Below are 14809 nucleotides of genomic sequence, written 5' to 3'. Positions count from 1 at the left end.
GCGGCGCAGTCTGGGATCGCACGCGCAAGCATTGGTCACCCGCACAGCTGCTCGCGGAAGAAATCTTCAATTTCTGGACCATTCCCTATCCCGGTCATGTAGTTAAGCCTCCCGCGAACCATGAACTACGTGAAAGGAAAATTTCACTGAACATTCAACAAGGGAGCCGCCAATTACAAACAGCTAAATCGGCGATGGAGTGTCAGGTCGCCGTATAACGGGACCCCTCAGGGGCGCAATCGGCCAATTTGAATGTTAATTGTTTGTTAACTAATTTCGGGGCGTTTGTAAACGAGGAAGACCTTTTGTCAACATCGTGTCAACACTTAAACACGAAAACCCCCTGTAAACAGGGGGTCAAGCGTGCCCAAGGTGGGATTCGAACCCACACACCTTTCGATACTGCATTTTGAGTGCAGCGCGTCTGCCGTTCCGCCACTTGGGCCTTAGCAAAGCGATCAAATGATCACCGTTACGAAGATCACGCTCTCATTCATGAATCACTTCCGAACGAGTGCGCGCAACCACTCTACATGGAGATAGGGTAGTTTGTGGAATCGAAGCCCTCCAAGGCCCGAATTTTGATAAATTGTGGTGTAATTCACCTCTACCTAGGAGTTTTTTGTGTCTGAACAGACGGAGTCATCCTCCACCTCCCCCGCACGTCGTGTCATTGTTGCCGAGGATGAAACCTTGATCCGCTTGGACATCATGGAAATTCTCCGTGGCGAAGGCTACGACGTGGTCGGCGAGGCCGACAACGGTGAGAAGGCCGTTGAGCTCGCTAAAGAACTCAAGCCCGATCTGGTCCTCATGGACGTCAAGATGCCCGTCATGGACGGCATCACGGCCGCCGAGATCATCGTCAAGGCCCGCATTGCACCCGTCGTGCTCTTGACCGCCTTCAGCCAGAAGGAGCTCGTTGAGCGCGCACGCGACGCCGGCGCCATGGCCTACGTTGTCAAGCCCTTCACGCCTGCCGATCTCATCCCGGCCCTGGAAATCGCGCTCTCCCGCCACGAGGAAATCAAGGCACTCGAGAACGAGGTCTCCGACCTTCAGGAACAGTTCGCCACCCGCAAGCTTGTAGAGCGCGCTAAGAGCCTCCTGACCACCAAGATGGGCCTCACTGAGCCCGAGGCCTTCCGCTGGATCCAGAAGACCTCCATGGACCGCCGACTGAGCATGCGCGAAGTCGCCGAGACCATCATCAACCAGGTCAACTAGGTCTCGACAAGCTCGACCAGCGAGAAACAAGCTCGACCAGCGAGGAACAGGCTTGACCAGCGGCTAGTCAGCCGAAAATGACACCGAATCCTCTAGTGGGATTCGGTGTCATTTTTTGTTCCCGCTGCAACTTCCCCTTAACGTACGACGGCGGCACCGACCCAACGCATAAAGCGCAGGGCGGGTGCCGCCGTCGTTCCCTAACGGGACTAGCGAATGCTAGCCAACGGGCCAGGGGCCAATCTTTTCGCGGTTGGCACGGTCGCCATTGGCAGCCTTGCCCAAGTCGGCGAGGTCGCCAACCTTGTGAACCTTGACCAGGTTGGTGGAACCAGCCTGTCCGGGAGGGGAACCGGCTGCGATGACAACCAAATCGCCTTCGCTAACGAGGCCCTTCTCCAACAGGGTTGCGTCAACCTGCTCGGTCATGGCATCCGTGTGGGCAACCATGGGAACCAACACGGGCTCAATGCCCCATGCCAGTGCCAGCTGGTTGCGTACGCTCTCCACGGGTGTGAAGGCCAGAACCGGCTTGGCCGGGCGCAGGCGGGACAGGCGGTAAGCCGAGTCGCCGGACTGCGTGAACGTTGCAATGTACTTTGCATCCAGCTGCTTGGCGATCTGCACGGCAGCTGCCGTGATGACGCCACCGCGGGTCTTCGGCTCGGAAGCCAGCTTCGGGATGAGCTTCATGCCATCTTCGGCTTCGGCGGCCTCGATGATGCGAGCCATGACCTTGACGGTCTCGATCGGGAACAAGCCAACGCTGGTCTCGCCGGAGAGCATAACTGCATCCGCGCCGTCGAGCACTGCGTTTGCACAGTCGGAAGCCTCTGCACGGGTGGGGCGCGGGTTCTCGATCATGGATTCAAGAACCTGGGTTGCCACGATGACGGGCTTGGCCCAGCGGCGTGCCATTTCAACACACTTCTTCTGAACCAGCGGGACATCTTCCAAGGGAAGCTCCACACCGAGGTCACCACGGGCAACCATGATGGCGTCAAACGCATCAACGATTGCTTCGAGGTTCGCAACGGCCTGCGGCTTCTCAATCTTGGCGATGACGGGAACGCGGCGGCCTTCTTCATCCATGATCTCGTGAACACGGCTGATATCAGCAGCGTCACGCACGAATGAAAGCGCAACCAGGTCCACGCCGCACGCAAGTGCCCAACGCAGATCGTCCTCGTCCTTTTCGCTCAAGGCAGGAACGTTGACAGCAACACCGGGCAGGTTGATGCCCTTGTTGTTGGAAACCTTGCCCGGAACGATTACTTCGGTGACAACCTTCACGGCGTCAACGGCGGTTGCCCGAACGGACACCTTCCCATCGTCGATCAGCATGACGTCGCCAACCTTGACGTCCTCGGTAAGTGACTTCAACGTGGTGGAGCAGATGTCCTTGGTACCGGGGACATCTTCAGTGGTGATCGTGAAGACATCACCAACAGCCAGGGCGTAGCCCTCGCCATTGGCAAAGCGACCCAAACGGATCTTGGGACCCTGCAGGTCAGCCATGATGGCAACGGGCTTGCCCAGTGACTCGGCAGCCTTTCGTACGTTGTCGTAGGTGTTCTGGTGCACGGTGTAGTCGCCGTGGCTCATGTTCATGCGGGCTACGTTTACGCCCGCCTCCAGTACCGCAAGTGTGTTTTCATAGCTGGCGATTGCCGGCCCGAAAGTCGCAACAATTTTTGCGCGTCTCAATGTACCTACCTTGTGTGTGGTTTCAGCAGAAATCTTTGGTGCCCTATGACAGCCTATCGCTTTTGCAACTAGACGCGGATAGCCGAATCACTAGGTGAGACAGGAGCCGGCAGGAAGGTCTCGCCCATGAGGAACTTATCGACGGCCGCGGCACATGCCCGGCCCTCGGCAATGGCCCACACAATCAGAGACTGTCCGCGCCCGGCATCGCCGGCCACAAACACTCCCTCGCGGCTAGACATGTAGTAGCCATCGCGCTTTACATTGGAACGCGAGTCCAAGGTCACGGGCAATTGGTGCGTCAATTCAGCCGATTCCGGACCGGTGAACCCGAGTGCAAGGAAGACCAAATCGGCTTCAATGATCCGCTCGGTTCCTTCCTTGGGAACACGACGACCGCCAACAAACGCAGTCTCGGCAATCTTCAGCCCGGTCAGAACGCCATTTTCGCCAAGGAATTCAACGGTTGACGCCAAGTAGCTGCGCTCACCGCCTTCTTCGTGTGCGCTGGCAACCTCGAACAGGTTCGGGAACGTCGGCCACGGCTGGTCAACGGAACGATCCGCCGATGGCTGCTGGCCGATGGCCAAAGTGGTCACCGAAGCAGCCTGCTGGCGGTGCGCCGTGCCGATGCAGTCCGCTCCGGTGTCGCCACCGCCCAGAATGACAACGTGCTTGCCGCGGGCATCAATCTGGCCCACCAGCTCGTCGCCGGCCACAGCCTTGTTGCCCTGCACCAAGTACTCCATGGCGAAATGAACGCCGACCAGGCCGCGGCCCGGGATGGGTAGGTCACGCGGCACAGTTGACCCCGTGCAGACAACGACGGCGTCATAGCGCCTACGCAGCTCGTCCCACCCAATGTCCTTGCCAACCTCAATGCCGGTGCGGAAGCGGGTGCCCTCTGCGGACATCTGCTCCACGCGGCGGTCAACGCTTTCCTTCTCGAGCTTGAAATCGGGGATGCCGTAACGCAGCAGGCCACCGATCCGGTCGTCACGCTCGTACACGGCAACCGTGTGTCCGGTGCGGGTCAGCTGCTGGGCAGCTGCGAGCCCTGCCGGGCCTGAACCTACGACGGCGACTGTCTTGCCTGTGAGGCGGGCCGGGGGCAGCGGGTGTACCCAGTCCTGGTTGAAGGCCTCATCGATGATGGAAACCTCAACCTGCTTGATGGTCACGGCAGGCTGGTTGATGCCCAAAACACATGCGGATTCACACGGAGCCGGGCATAGCCGACCCGTGAATTCCGGGAAATTGTTCGTGGCGTGCAGGCGCTCAATGGCCTCCTGGCCCTTACCGCGCCAGGTGAGATCGTTCCACTCGGGAATCAAGTTCCCCAAGGGGCAACCCTGGTGACAGAACGGCACGCCACAGTCCATGCAGCGACCGGCCTGTGACTTCAGGACGCCCTGTTCCTGGGCCTCGTAGACTTCCTTCCAGTCCATGATGCGAACCGGAACGGGGCGACGGGTCTGGGTGATGCGTTCCCGATTGTTCAAGAAACCGTGCGGATCAGCCACCGGTGACCTCCAAAATTTTCTGCCAGACGGTTGCGCCGTCCGGGTCTTCGCCCAGCTCGGCTGCTGCCAAGCGGGTTTCCAATACTGCTGCATAATCGCGCGGAAGCACCTTGGTGATGCGGGCTACGGTTGCGGGGAAGTCCGCCAGCAAGGCTGCGGCCGTCTCCGATTCGGTCTCATCAACATGGCGCTGCAAGAGCGAGCGGACCAATTCTTGATCGGCGCCGTCGAGCTCAAGGAGCTTGAGTTCCCCGGAGTCCAGTGCTACCTGGTTGACACGGCTGGGCACCAGGTCCAGGACGTAGGCCGTACCACCGGACATGCCGGCGCCGAAGTTGCGACCTGTGGGGCCGAGGATCAAGGTGCGGCCACCTGTCATGTACTCGCAGCCGTGATCGCCAATACCCTCGACGACGGCGGTCGCACCTGAGTTGCGAACGAGGAACCGCTCCCCCACAATTCCGCGAAGGAACATCTCGCCACTCGTGGCACCGTAACCAATCACGTTGCCGGCAATGACGTTCTCAGCGGCCACAAAGGGGCTGCTGCGGTCCGGGCGGACGGTAATCCGGCCGCCGGAAAGGCCCTTGCCAACATAGTCGTTGGCATCGCCGAGCAGGCGCAGCGTGATGCCGGCCGGCAGGAACGCGCCCAGTGACTGGCCGGCCTGGCCCGTCAGCGTCACATCGATCGTGTCAGGTCCCAGCACGTCAATGCCGAACGTCTTGGTCACATGGTGGCCCAGCAAAGTGCCGACGGACCTGTCCGTGTTGATGACAGGGACGCTGATCTTGACCGGTGCGCGGTCACTCAGGGCCTCCGCGCTCATGGTGATCAGTTGCTGGTCAAAGTGCTTGTCCAGCTCGTGGTTCTGGTCTGTCAGGTGACGAACCGGAGCGCTAGCCGGCACGCCGGCATCGGAAAGGATAGGGCTCAAATCCAAGCCCTCGGTCTTCCAGTGGTTCAGCGCGGCCTTGATATCGAGCGTATTGGACTGGCCAATAGCTTCCTCGAGGCTGCGGAAACCGAGTTCGGCCAGCAGTTCGCGGACTTCCTCGGCCAGGAACTCGAAGAAGTTGACCACAAATTCGGGCTTGCCGGTGAAGCGCTGGCGAAGCTCGGGGTTCTGTGTGGCAACGCCGACAGGGCAGGTGTCGAGGTGGCAAACACGCATCATGACACAACCGGAAACCACCAGCGGTGCCGTGGCGAAACCGAATTCCTCGGCGCCAAGCAGTGCCGCGATGATGACGTCGCGGCCGGTCTTGAGCTGACCGTCAACCTGAACCACAACCCGCTCGCGCAGCCCGTTCAGGCGCAGCGTCTGCTGGGTTTCGGCCAAGCCCAACTCCCACGGCATGCCTGCATGCTTGAGTGAGTTCAGCGGGCTGGCGCCGGTTCCGCCGTCGTGCCCTGAAACCAGTACGACGTCGGCCTTGGCCTTGGTCACGCCGGAGGCCACGGTGCCAATCCCCATTTCGGAGACAAGCTTCACGTGAACACGTGCACTCGGGTTGGCGCGCTTGCAATCGTAAATGAGCTGCGCGAGGTCCTCGATCGAGTAAATATCGTGGTGCGGCGGCGGGGAGATCAAGCCAACACCGGGTGTGGAGTGACGCGTTTCGGCGATCCACGGGTAAACCTTCTTGGCCATCAGCTGGCCACCCTCGCCGGGCTTGGCACCCTGAGCCATCTTGATCTGGATGTCTTGGGCGTTGGTCAGGTACAAGCTGGTGACGCCGAAACGGCCCGAGGCCACCTGCTTGATGGCGCTGCGACGCTCCGGGTCAAGGAGGCGCTCTACATCCTCGCCACCTTCACCGGTGTTGGACTTGGCGCCCAATCGGTTCATGGCAATGGCGAGGGTCTGGTGAGCCTCCTGAGAGATGGAGCCATAGCTCATGGCTCCGGTGGAGAAACGCTTCACGATGCTGCTGACAGATTCAACCTCGTCGAGCGGCACGGGCGGACGCTGTCCGTCCTTGAACGTGAGCAAGCCACGGAAGGTCATGAGCTTATTGGACTGCTCATCAACACCCTGGGTGTACTTCTTGAAGATGTCGTAGCGACGCTCACGCGTGGCGTGCTGCAGACGGAACACCGTATCCGGGTTGAACAGGTGAGGTTCGCCGTCACGGCGCCACTGGTATTCGCCACCGCCAAGGAGCGGGCGGTGCGGAACATCCACGCCGTCTACGGGGTACGCAAGGATGTGGCGTGCGGAAACTTCCTTGGCAATGACGTCAAGGCCCACACCGCCGAGCTGGGTCACGGCGCCAGTGAAGTACTCATTGATGAGTTCTTGGGACAGACCTAGGGCTTCAAAGGTCTGTGCGCCACAGTAGGAGGCCACCGTGGAGATGCCCATCTTGGACATGATCTTCAAGACGCCCTTGCCTAGGCCCTTGATCAGGTTCCGGACACCCTCGCTCGGGGTAACTCCGGTGACGTCCTCGTTGCGGATGAGTTCCTCAACCGTCTCCATAGCCAGGTAAGGGTTGACGGCGGCAGCACCATAGCCAACCAGAACGGCCACGTGGTGAACCTCGCGGACGTCACCGGCCTCCACAACCAAGGAAACCTTGGTGCGGTTGGCGCTGCGCAGGAGGTGGTGGTGCACTGCGCTCAGGAGCAAGAGCGACGGGATGGGGGCCCACACAGCGGAGGAATCCCTGTCGGAAAGGACAATGTACTGCACGCCGCGGTTGATGGCGCCGGAGATTTGCTCACCGATCTCGGAGAGGCGTGCTCGCAAGGCGGCCGCACCGCCGTCGACCTTGTACAGGCCGCGGACCTTCATGGAGATCTTTTCGCCACCGGAGCCATCGGCTGCCAGGGGCGATTCCATGTTGGCGATCTTGGCCAGGTCATCGTTGTCGATCACCGGGAAGGTCAGCGCCAGCTGCGGCGCGGTGACCTTGTTGCGTGAGAGCAGGTTTCCCTGCGGACCGATCGTGGTGTTCAGCGAGGTGACGAGCTCCTCGCGGATGGCATCCAGCGGCGGGTTCGTGACCTGTGCGAATTGCTGCACAAAGTAATCAAACAGCAGGCGCGGGCGCTCGGACAGCACAGCAACGGGAGTGTCGGTTCCCATGGCGCCGAGCGGCTCAGCGCCAGCCTTTGCCATGGGGCCAAGCATGATCTTCAGCTCTTCGGTGGTGTAACCGAAGGTGCGCTGACGGTGCAGCACTGAGGAGCTCGTATGAATAACGTGCTCACGCTCGGGCAGATCGGCCAGCTGGATGGTGTTTTCCTTGGCCCAGGTCTCGTACGGGTGAGCCGCAGCCACCTCAGCCTTGACGGTCTCATCACTGATGAGCTCGCCCTTGTTGGTGTCAACAAGGAACATGGTGCCGGGAGAGACACGACCCTTCTGCACGATCGTTGCCGGGTCCAGTTCCAGGACGCCAACTTCGGAGGCCAAAACAATCAGGCCGTCATCGGTGACCCAGAAACGGGCCGGGCGCAGACCATTGCGGTCGAGGGTGGCCCCAACCAAGTTGCCATCCGTGAAGGAAACTGCGGCAGGACCGTCCCACGGTTCCATCAAAAGTGAGTGGTATTCGTAGAAAGCCTTGCGGGCCGGATCCATCGTGGTGTGGTTTTCCCACGCCTCGGGGATCATCATCATGACGGCCTCGGTGATGGGGCGGCCGGACAACCACAAGAGCTCGGCTACCTCATCAAAGGAAGCCGAGTCAGAGGCACCCGGGGTGCAGATCGGGAACAGTTCCTCAGGAGTGTCCCCCAACAACGGGTGAGCCATGGTGGACTGGCGGGCGCGCATCCAGTTTCGGTTGCCCTTGACGGTGTTGATTTCACCGTTGTGGGCAATGGCGCGGAACGGCTGGGCCAAGGGCCAGGACGGGAACGTGTTCGTGGAGAAGCGCGAGTGAACAATGGCCAGCTTGGTGGCAAAGCGCGTGTCGGAGAGGTCCGGGTAGAACGGCTCAACCTGGGCGGTTGTCAGCATGCCCTTGTAAACGATGGTCTTGGAGGAGAACGACGGGAAGTACACGCCGAACTTCTGCTGAGCGCGCTTGCGCAGGCGGAACGCCTTTCCGTCCAAGACGTTGGCGCTGAGAGCGTCTAGGGGCTTTTTCGGTTCCTTGGCCAGGGCGACGAAGAGCTGGCTGAAGTGGGGCATGGTGGCAAGGGCACTGGCCCCGACAAGGTCGCTGACAACGGGAACTTCACGCCAGCCAAGGACGCGCAGCCCTTCGCTTTCGGCCAGCTCCTCCATGCCGGACCGTGCCGTTGCCAGCTCGATGGCATCAACGGGCAGGAAGGCGGTACCAACTGCGTAGTTTCCGGCGACCGGCAGCTCAAAGCCGGCAACCGCACGGAAGAATTCATCGGGGACCTGCGTCAGAATGCCGGCGCCGTCGCCAGTTCCTTCGTCAGCGCCAACGGCGCCGCGGTGCTCGAGGTTGCGCAGGGCAGTAAGGGCCTTCTGCACAATGTCGTGCTCGGGAATGCCACGCAGTGTGGCAACGATGGCTAGACCGCAGGCGTCCTTCTCGGACTCCGGGCGGTAGAGGCCCGCCTGTTCCGGCATGCCGGCGAAGCGGGTGAACGGCGATATGGCCGGTGGCTGGTGGGAGTCACGTGCTTGAGTCTGTGTCACGACGTGTTGGTCCTTCCCCTTGTTAGAGCGATTCGTGGGGACGACGCTGGCCCGTGCGTTGGGAAAGCGGATCTTCCTCAACGGTGCTGCTGTGTTGATGTGATGCTGTTGAGTGGTGCAGTGCCGACCGCTGGTGAATCGTAGGGCATGTGCACAATTGCACGAAGATATTTGGGTCACAACTTCCCGTGCGGCGTTTTTTACTATATAGCCGTGCGAACCGTGGAAATATACGTATCTTAGAATCTGACACTATCTGCACGATCAGTAATATATTTTGACGAGCAGTTCCTGAGAAAGTGCGGGATCGTGCGTAATTCGGCGGAATGGACACATTTGGGGCCTTGTTGTCGCGTCATGAAGCAGCATCGCCGGAGGGCACGTCCACACTCAGGGCATAAGAATGGCGGCCCGGGCATTCCCGGGCCGCCATGTCAGCACTTATTGCTGGTGCCAGCAGCTACTTCTTGTCCGAGGAATCATCCTTTGATTCATCGACGGTCTTTGACTCATCGGCTGACGGCGTAGCCACAGCGTCAGATGCCGGAACCGCACTGGCGGTGGCGTCGTCGTCGTTCTTGGTGGCGACCTTGGTTACAGACTCCGTGGCTACGGGCTCATGGCCGGCCAGGTACACGGACTCCTGCGGCTTTCCGCGCCTTGCCACCATGATGATCAGGAACAACACCAAAGCTGCAATGAAGACGAAGATGCTGGTCCACACATTAAGGCGGGTTGTGATGCCGAAGAGGGTGATCTGCTCTGCGGCGTCGATGCGGAGCATTTCAATCCAGACCCGGCCTGCCGTGTAGATCATGGCGTACAGCAGGAATAGGCGTCCGCTACGAAGACGGAATTTCCTGTCCACCAACAGCAACACCACTACACCGGCGAGGTTCCACACGCACTCGTAGAGGAATGTGGGGTGGAAAAGCGTGTCCGGGCTGTAGCCGGCGGGAACGAACTCGGGCGAAACGCTCAACCCCCACGGCTGGGTGGTCGGGCCACCAAACAGTTCTTGATTGAAGTAATTCCCCCAGCGGCCGAGTGCCTGGGCCAAGAGAATTCCTGGGGCTGCAGCGTCAATAAATGCCGAGATTTTCACGCCTGCACGGCGGCAACCGATCCAAGCGCCAAGCACACCGAGCACCACGGCACCCCAAATGCCTAGACCACCAAGCCAGATCTGCGGAATTAGGGAGAGATCGCCTGTGCCGTCAAAGCCGGGACCAAAGTAGGCATCCGGAGAAGAGACCACGTGATAGAGCCGGCCGCCGATGATGCCAAAGGGAATCGCCCAAATGGCGATGTCCCAGATGGATCCTTCGGGGCCGCCGCGGCGCTTCCAGCGGCGATCGGTCAGCCACAGTGCGGCGACGATTCCAGCCAGAATGCACAGTGCGTAAGCGTGAATTCGTAGAGGGCCAACGTCAAATCCTGACCATGACGGGGCGGGGATGGCGGCGGCAATGGCCTGCGGCACCAACGCGGCGATCACGCGGTTGCCGTTCCGGCAGTTGCGACATCAAAACCCGTGCTGAGTTCCTTGGCCAGGGCTCCGACGGCGTCGACTCCCCCGTCGCGCAGGGCTGCCACGAGGGCGGTGCCCACAATGACGCCGTCCGCGTAGGCTGCGATTTCACGCACGTGTTCTGGGCGGGAGACACCTAGGCCCACGCAGGCGCGCTCGGCGCCGGCGTTGTGGGCGGCGGCCACCACGGCCTCCGCTGCGCTGGAGACCGAGGTGCGGGCGCCGGTGACGCCCATGATGGAGACGGCGTAGACGAACCCGCGAGTTGCCTCGACCGTCATGGCCACGCGCTCCGGGGTGGAAGACGGTGCCACAAGGAAAACGCGGTCCAGTCCGTACTTGTCGGAGGCGGCAAACCATTCGGCAGCCTCATCCGGGATGAGGTCTGGAGTGATGAGTCCGGCGCCGCCGGCCTCGGCGAGGCGGCGGGAGAACTCGTCAACGCCCATGCGGTCCACGGGGTTCCAGTACGTCATGACGAGAACGGCGGCGTCGGTCTCGGCCGTGACGGCGGCGACGATGTCAAAGACGTCGGCGACGCGAAAACCGTTGGCCAGCGCCTCGGTGGTGGCGGCCTGGATGACGGAGCCGTCCATGACGGGGTCCGAGTACGGGATGCCAATTTCAATGATGTCGGCTCCGTTGCGGGCCACGGCAATCGCGGCGTCAATGGAGGCCTGCTTGCTCGGGTAGCCTGCGGGCAGGTAGGCGATCAGGGCTTTGCGGCCTGCGGCCTTGGCCCGGTCAATGGCGGCCGCTGACTTGCTTTCTATCTGGGCCGGGGCGGTGCTCTCACTCATGGGTGGCATCCTCTGCGTTTTCATCGGCAGCCGGGGCTGCGCCCTTGGCCGTGCGGGTGGACAGGGTGGTGCCCTTTACGTGGCCGTCTTCATCCAGCATGCCGAACCAGGCGGCTGCCGTTTCCACGTCCTTGTCGCCGCGGCCGGAAAGGTTCGCGATGATGACAATGTCGGAGGGGTTGGCAAGGCCCTCGGTGAGGCGCTTGCCCACCTTGATGGCGCCGGCCAGGGCGTGTGAGGACTCGATGGCGGGGATGATGCCTTCGGTCTGGCTCAGCAGCCGGAAGGCTTCCATGGCCTCAGTGTCGGTGATGGGCTCGTAGCCGACCCGACCAAGGTCTGCCAGGTAGGAGTGTTCGGGGCCGACGCTGGGATAGTCCAGGCCTGCGGAGATGGAGTGGGACTCGACGGTCTGGCCGTCGTCGTCCTGCATGAGGTAGGAGCGGGCCCCGTGCAGCACGCCGGTACGGCCCAGCGTGATGGCGGCGGCGTGGCGGCCGGTTTCGACGCCGTCGCCGCCAGCCTCGAAGCCGTAGATCTTCACGGATGAGTCATCAAGGAAAGCGTGGAACAGGCCGATGGCGTTGGAGCCACCGCCGATGCAGGCGCACAGGGCGTCGGGCAGGCGACCGATCTGGTCCAGGATCTGGCCGCGGGCTTCTTCGCCAATGACCTCGTGGAAGAAGCGGACCATGGCGGGGAACGGATGGGCTCCCGAAACGGTGCCGAGCACGTAGTGGGTGGATTCCACGTTGGCCACCCAGTCGCGCAGGGCGTCGTTGATGGCGTCCTTAAGCGTCTGGGAACCGTTGGTCACGGGGACCACGGTAGCGCCCAACAACTGCATGCGTGCCACATTCAATGCCTGGCGACGGCAATCCTCGGCACCCATGTAGACCACGCACTCGAGTCCGAGGAGGGCCGCGGCCGTTGCACTGGCAACACCATGCTGGCCAGCGCCGGTTTCGGCAATGATACGGGTCTTGCCCATGCGCTTGGCCAGCAGTGCCTGGCCCAGGACGTTGTTGATCTTGTGCGATCCGGTGTGGTTGAGGTCTTCGCGCTTGAGGAACACGCGCGCTCCGCCGGCGTGGGCGCTGAAGCGCTTTGCCTCGGTCAGCAGGGAGGGCCGGCCCGAGTAGTTCTTGTTCAGCTCGGCGATCTCGGCCAGGAATTCAGGATCGACCTTTGCTTTTTCAAAGGTTTCCTCTATCTCATCCAGGGCTGCGATAAGGGATTCAGGCATCCAACGGCCGCCGTAGCTGCCAAAGTACGGTCCCGGAGCGTGCCGCAATGAAGGCTCCTGGGTCGATGCTGCCGGGACTGAACCCTGCAGGAATGCTGTTGCCGGATCCACCATGTCAGCGGGATCCTGAGACGAAGCTGCTGGCACGTGAGCCATCAGTTCCACCGTCCTGTTCTAAGAATAATTGTGCACTTATTTTTCCATTGGCGGTGACGCCGGCAAGGTCTCTGCCGTTTGCCCGCGGTATTACAGTAAAAATCTATCGGTAAATAATGTACGGAAAGGCCTGCCCGTTTCCGGACAAGCCCTCCCTGACAAGCATCTTCACAGCGAGAAGGCTGGTTCAGCGCGTGCTAATGGCCAATGCCCCTGCAGCCTTGAATTCGGCGATTCGTTCCCGCGGTTTGGAATCCTTCACGAGCGCCTCGCCCACGAGGATGGCGTGGGCTCCGTGCGCGCTGTAGTGCTCAACATCGGCGACGTCGCGAACACCGGATTCCGCCACGACGATGGCACCCGCCGGAATGTTTCCGGCCAGTGCAGCAAATACGCCACGGTCCACGTCGAGGGTTTTCAGGTTTCGCACGTTGATGCCAATGATCTTGGCGTCCACGGCAACTGCCCGGGCAATTTCCTCAGCGGTGTGGGTTTCCACCACGGCGTTCATGCCGAGTTCATGGGTCAGGGCCAGGTAGCTTCGCAGCTCATCGTCGCTCAGTGCGGCAACAATCAACAGCACCAGATCAGCACCATGGGCCCTGGCTTCCCAGATCATGTACTCATCGCAGGTGAAGTCCTTGCGAAGCACCGGGATATCGACGGCAGCCTTCACGGCATCAAGGTCAGCCAGGGAGCCGCCGAAGCGGCGTTCCTCGGTGAGGACGCTGATAATGGAGGCCCCGCCGTCGCGGTAGAGACTGGCCAGGGCCGCAGGATCGCTGATCCCGGCAAGGTCACCCTTGGAGGGACTCTTGCGCTTGACCTCGGCAATGACCTTCAGATCAGGGCGCTCAGCCAAGGGACCACCCAGGGCCACCCAGGCATCAAGAGCGGGGGCCACATGCTTGATGCGTTCCTGGAGATCAGCAAGACTCACGCGCGCTTGGCGTGCCTGCATGTCCTCCCGGACGCCGTCAATGATGTCCAGCAAAACACTCACTGCTAGTGGCCGGTGTTCTTCAGCTTGCTTCCGCCAACACCGTAGCCGGCAGCGCGCAGGATCGGGCCAAGTGCCAGGCCAACCACCATGACGCCTACGCCGATCAGGAACAACAAGGTGGCGCTTTCTCCAATAACGAACGCAATACAGCTGATGACGGCACCAACAAGGGTGGTACCAACTAGGGCCCATGCTGCCGGGCTGTTGCCGTGACCCAGTTCGATGCTGTGATCAACGGGTTCCTGAACGGATACTGTTGCAGCCGACTTGTTGCTCATTGGTAAATCTCCCTATTTAATGCGGATACTAAAAATACATTCTGCCATTAGTTGCCCGTCGAAGCGCAAAGGTGCGCACTCCGTGGACGTGTGCCGCAACTACGCGGTGGGGTCTTCGCCTCGGCTGAGCTGATCCCAGTGGTCAATCTCGTCGATCGGGCGGTCCGAATCGACGTCGCTTTCCTGCTTGGCCGCATCATATTTCGTGCGGACGGTCCATGACCGGCCAAACCAGAGAACCAACAGGGTGGCCATGCCCAGCACCACCGCCGCCACCACGGCGAGTACCGGGAATACGGTGATGGTCGCATCGGAGGGCTGCCCCTCGATGCCGGTTGCCGCGCCCACCTCTGCCACCGCTGCCGCCGCGGGATCAAGCAAAATTCCAAGAACGACGGCGACAATCCCCGCCGCGCTGAAGAAGACGATGCAACTGGTGACGATCCTCGCGATCTTCCCGGCGATCGAGGTGGCCAAGGAACCGGCCAAGGCGACCAGGGCCAGGGCCGAGACGGCAACGGCCGCCTTGTTGCCCGGGATGTCGAGATCGGTTTGGGCCACCTCGCCTTGGGCGATGGCGACATGTATCCAGGTCTGGGTGGTGGTGCCAAAGACCGCCAGTGCAGCAAGGATCATGAGCAGAATCAGGGTTGCCTTGCGCTGCCAGAACGGCACGCGCGTGGCGGTTGTGTGCGGAAGTTCCGTGGTCAT

At 61.2% G+C, this 14809-nt stretch carries 10 protein-coding genes and 1 tRNA gene; 1 reads left to right on the top strand and 10 read right to left on the bottom strand.

Annotated features, from left to right (window positions below):
- Positions 1-364 precede the first annotated feature (364 nt).
- Positions 365-445 (bottom strand) — tRNA-Leu (locus tag ACP7B9_RS03520).
- A gap of 179 nt (positions 446-624) precedes the next feature.
- On the opposite strand from ACP7B9_RS03520, the gene ACP7B9_RS03515 reads away from it, so the two are divergent.
- On the top strand, positions 625-1227 hold the full coding sequence (locus ACP7B9_RS03515; RefSeq protein WP_044570822.1) for an ANTAR domain-containing response regulator: 603 nt from the start codon (positions 625-627) through the stop codon (positions 1225-1227).
- Between the two features lie 219 nt (positions 1228-1446).
- On the opposite strand, the gene pyk is transcribed toward ACP7B9_RS03515, so the two are convergent.
- From pyk to ACP7B9_RS03470, 9 genes are all read right to left on the bottom strand, one after another.
- On the bottom strand, positions 1447-2934 hold the full coding sequence (pyk, locus tag ACP7B9_RS03510) for a pyruvate kinase (RefSeq protein WP_425860811.1): 1488 nt from the start codon (positions 2932-2934) through the stop codon (positions 1447-1449).
- 68 nt (positions 2935-3002) lie between these two features.
- Entirely contained in the window at positions 3003-4457 is a 1455-nt protein-coding gene (locus ACP7B9_RS03505) for a glutamate synthase subunit beta (protein WP_425860809.1), read from the bottom strand.
- Entirely contained in the window at positions 4450-9015 is a 4566-nt protein-coding gene (gene gltB, locus ACP7B9_RS03500; protein WP_425861751.1) for a glutamate synthase large subunit, read from the bottom strand. The genes ACP7B9_RS03505 and gltB overlap by 8 nt, the downstream gene beginning before the upstream one ends.
- 529 nt (positions 9016-9544) lie before the next feature.
- The gene (gene lgt, locus ACP7B9_RS03495) at positions 9545-10582 is read right to left on the bottom strand and encodes a prolipoprotein diacylglyceryl transferase (RefSeq protein ID WP_425860807.1); all 1038 of its coding nucleotides are present in this window, start codon (positions 10580-10582) and stop codon (positions 9545-9547) included.
- Positions 10579-11415, bottom strand: a complete 837-nt coding sequence (gene trpA, locus ACP7B9_RS03490; RefSeq protein ID WP_425860805.1) for a tryptophan synthase subunit alpha — start codon at positions 11413-11415, stop codon at positions 10579-10581. Before trpA ends, lgt begins: the two co-directional genes overlap by 4 nt.
- A complete protein-coding gene (gene trpB / locus ACP7B9_RS03485; RefSeq protein WP_425861749.1) occupies positions 11408-12775 on the bottom strand; it encodes a tryptophan synthase subunit beta in 1368 nt (455 codons plus the stop codon). Before trpB ends, trpA begins: the two co-directional genes overlap by 8 nt.
- A 229-nt stretch (positions 12776-13004) precedes the next feature.
- On the bottom strand, positions 13005-13820 hold the full coding sequence (trpC, locus tag ACP7B9_RS03480; protein ID WP_425860803.1) for an indole-3-glycerol phosphate synthase TrpC: 816 nt from the start codon (positions 13818-13820) through the stop codon (positions 13005-13007).
- A 2-nt stretch (positions 13821-13822) separates the two neighbouring features.
- Positions 13823-14098, bottom strand: coding sequence for an HGxxPAAW family protein (locus ACP7B9_RS03475; protein WP_425860801.1), 276 nt, complete (start codon positions 14096-14098; stop codon positions 13823-13825).
- Positions 14099-14197: 99 nt separating this feature from the next.
- Positions 14198-14809 (bottom strand): Trp biosynthesis-associated membrane protein, encoded by a 612-nt coding sequence (locus tag ACP7B9_RS03470; protein WP_425860799.1) that lies wholly within the window; start codon positions 14807-14809, stop codon positions 14198-14200.

Source organism: Arthrobacter sp. TWP1-1 (assembly GCF_049897845.1).
Classification (GTDB): Bacteria; Actinomycetota; Actinomycetes; order Actinomycetales; family Micrococcaceae; genus Specibacter.
Note: the sequence above shows the minus strand (reverse complement) of the source record. Positions and strands in the feature narration are given on the sequence as shown.

Bases quoted from the DNA above. Each gene is read 5' to 3' on its own strand.
- trpA (WP_425860805.1), bottom strand. From the start codon at position 11,415: ATGAGTGAGAGCACCGCCCCGGCCCAGATAGAAAGCAAGTCAGCGGCC.
- ACP7B9_RS03470 (WP_425860799.1), bottom strand. From the start codon at position 14,809: ATGACCACGGAACTTCCGCACACAACCGCCACGCGCGTGCCGTTCTGG.
- trpB (WP_425861749.1), bottom strand. From the start codon at position 12,775: ATGGTGGATCCGGCAACAGCATTCCTGCAGGGTTCAGTCCCGGCAGCA.
- gltB (WP_425861751.1), bottom strand. From the start codon at position 9,015: ATGCCGGAACAGGCGGGCCTCTACCGCCCGGAGTCCGAGAAGGACGCC.
- ACP7B9_RS03475 (WP_425860801.1), bottom strand. From the start codon at position 14,098: ATGAGCAACAAGTCGGCTGCAACAGTATCCGTTCAGGAACCCGTTGAT.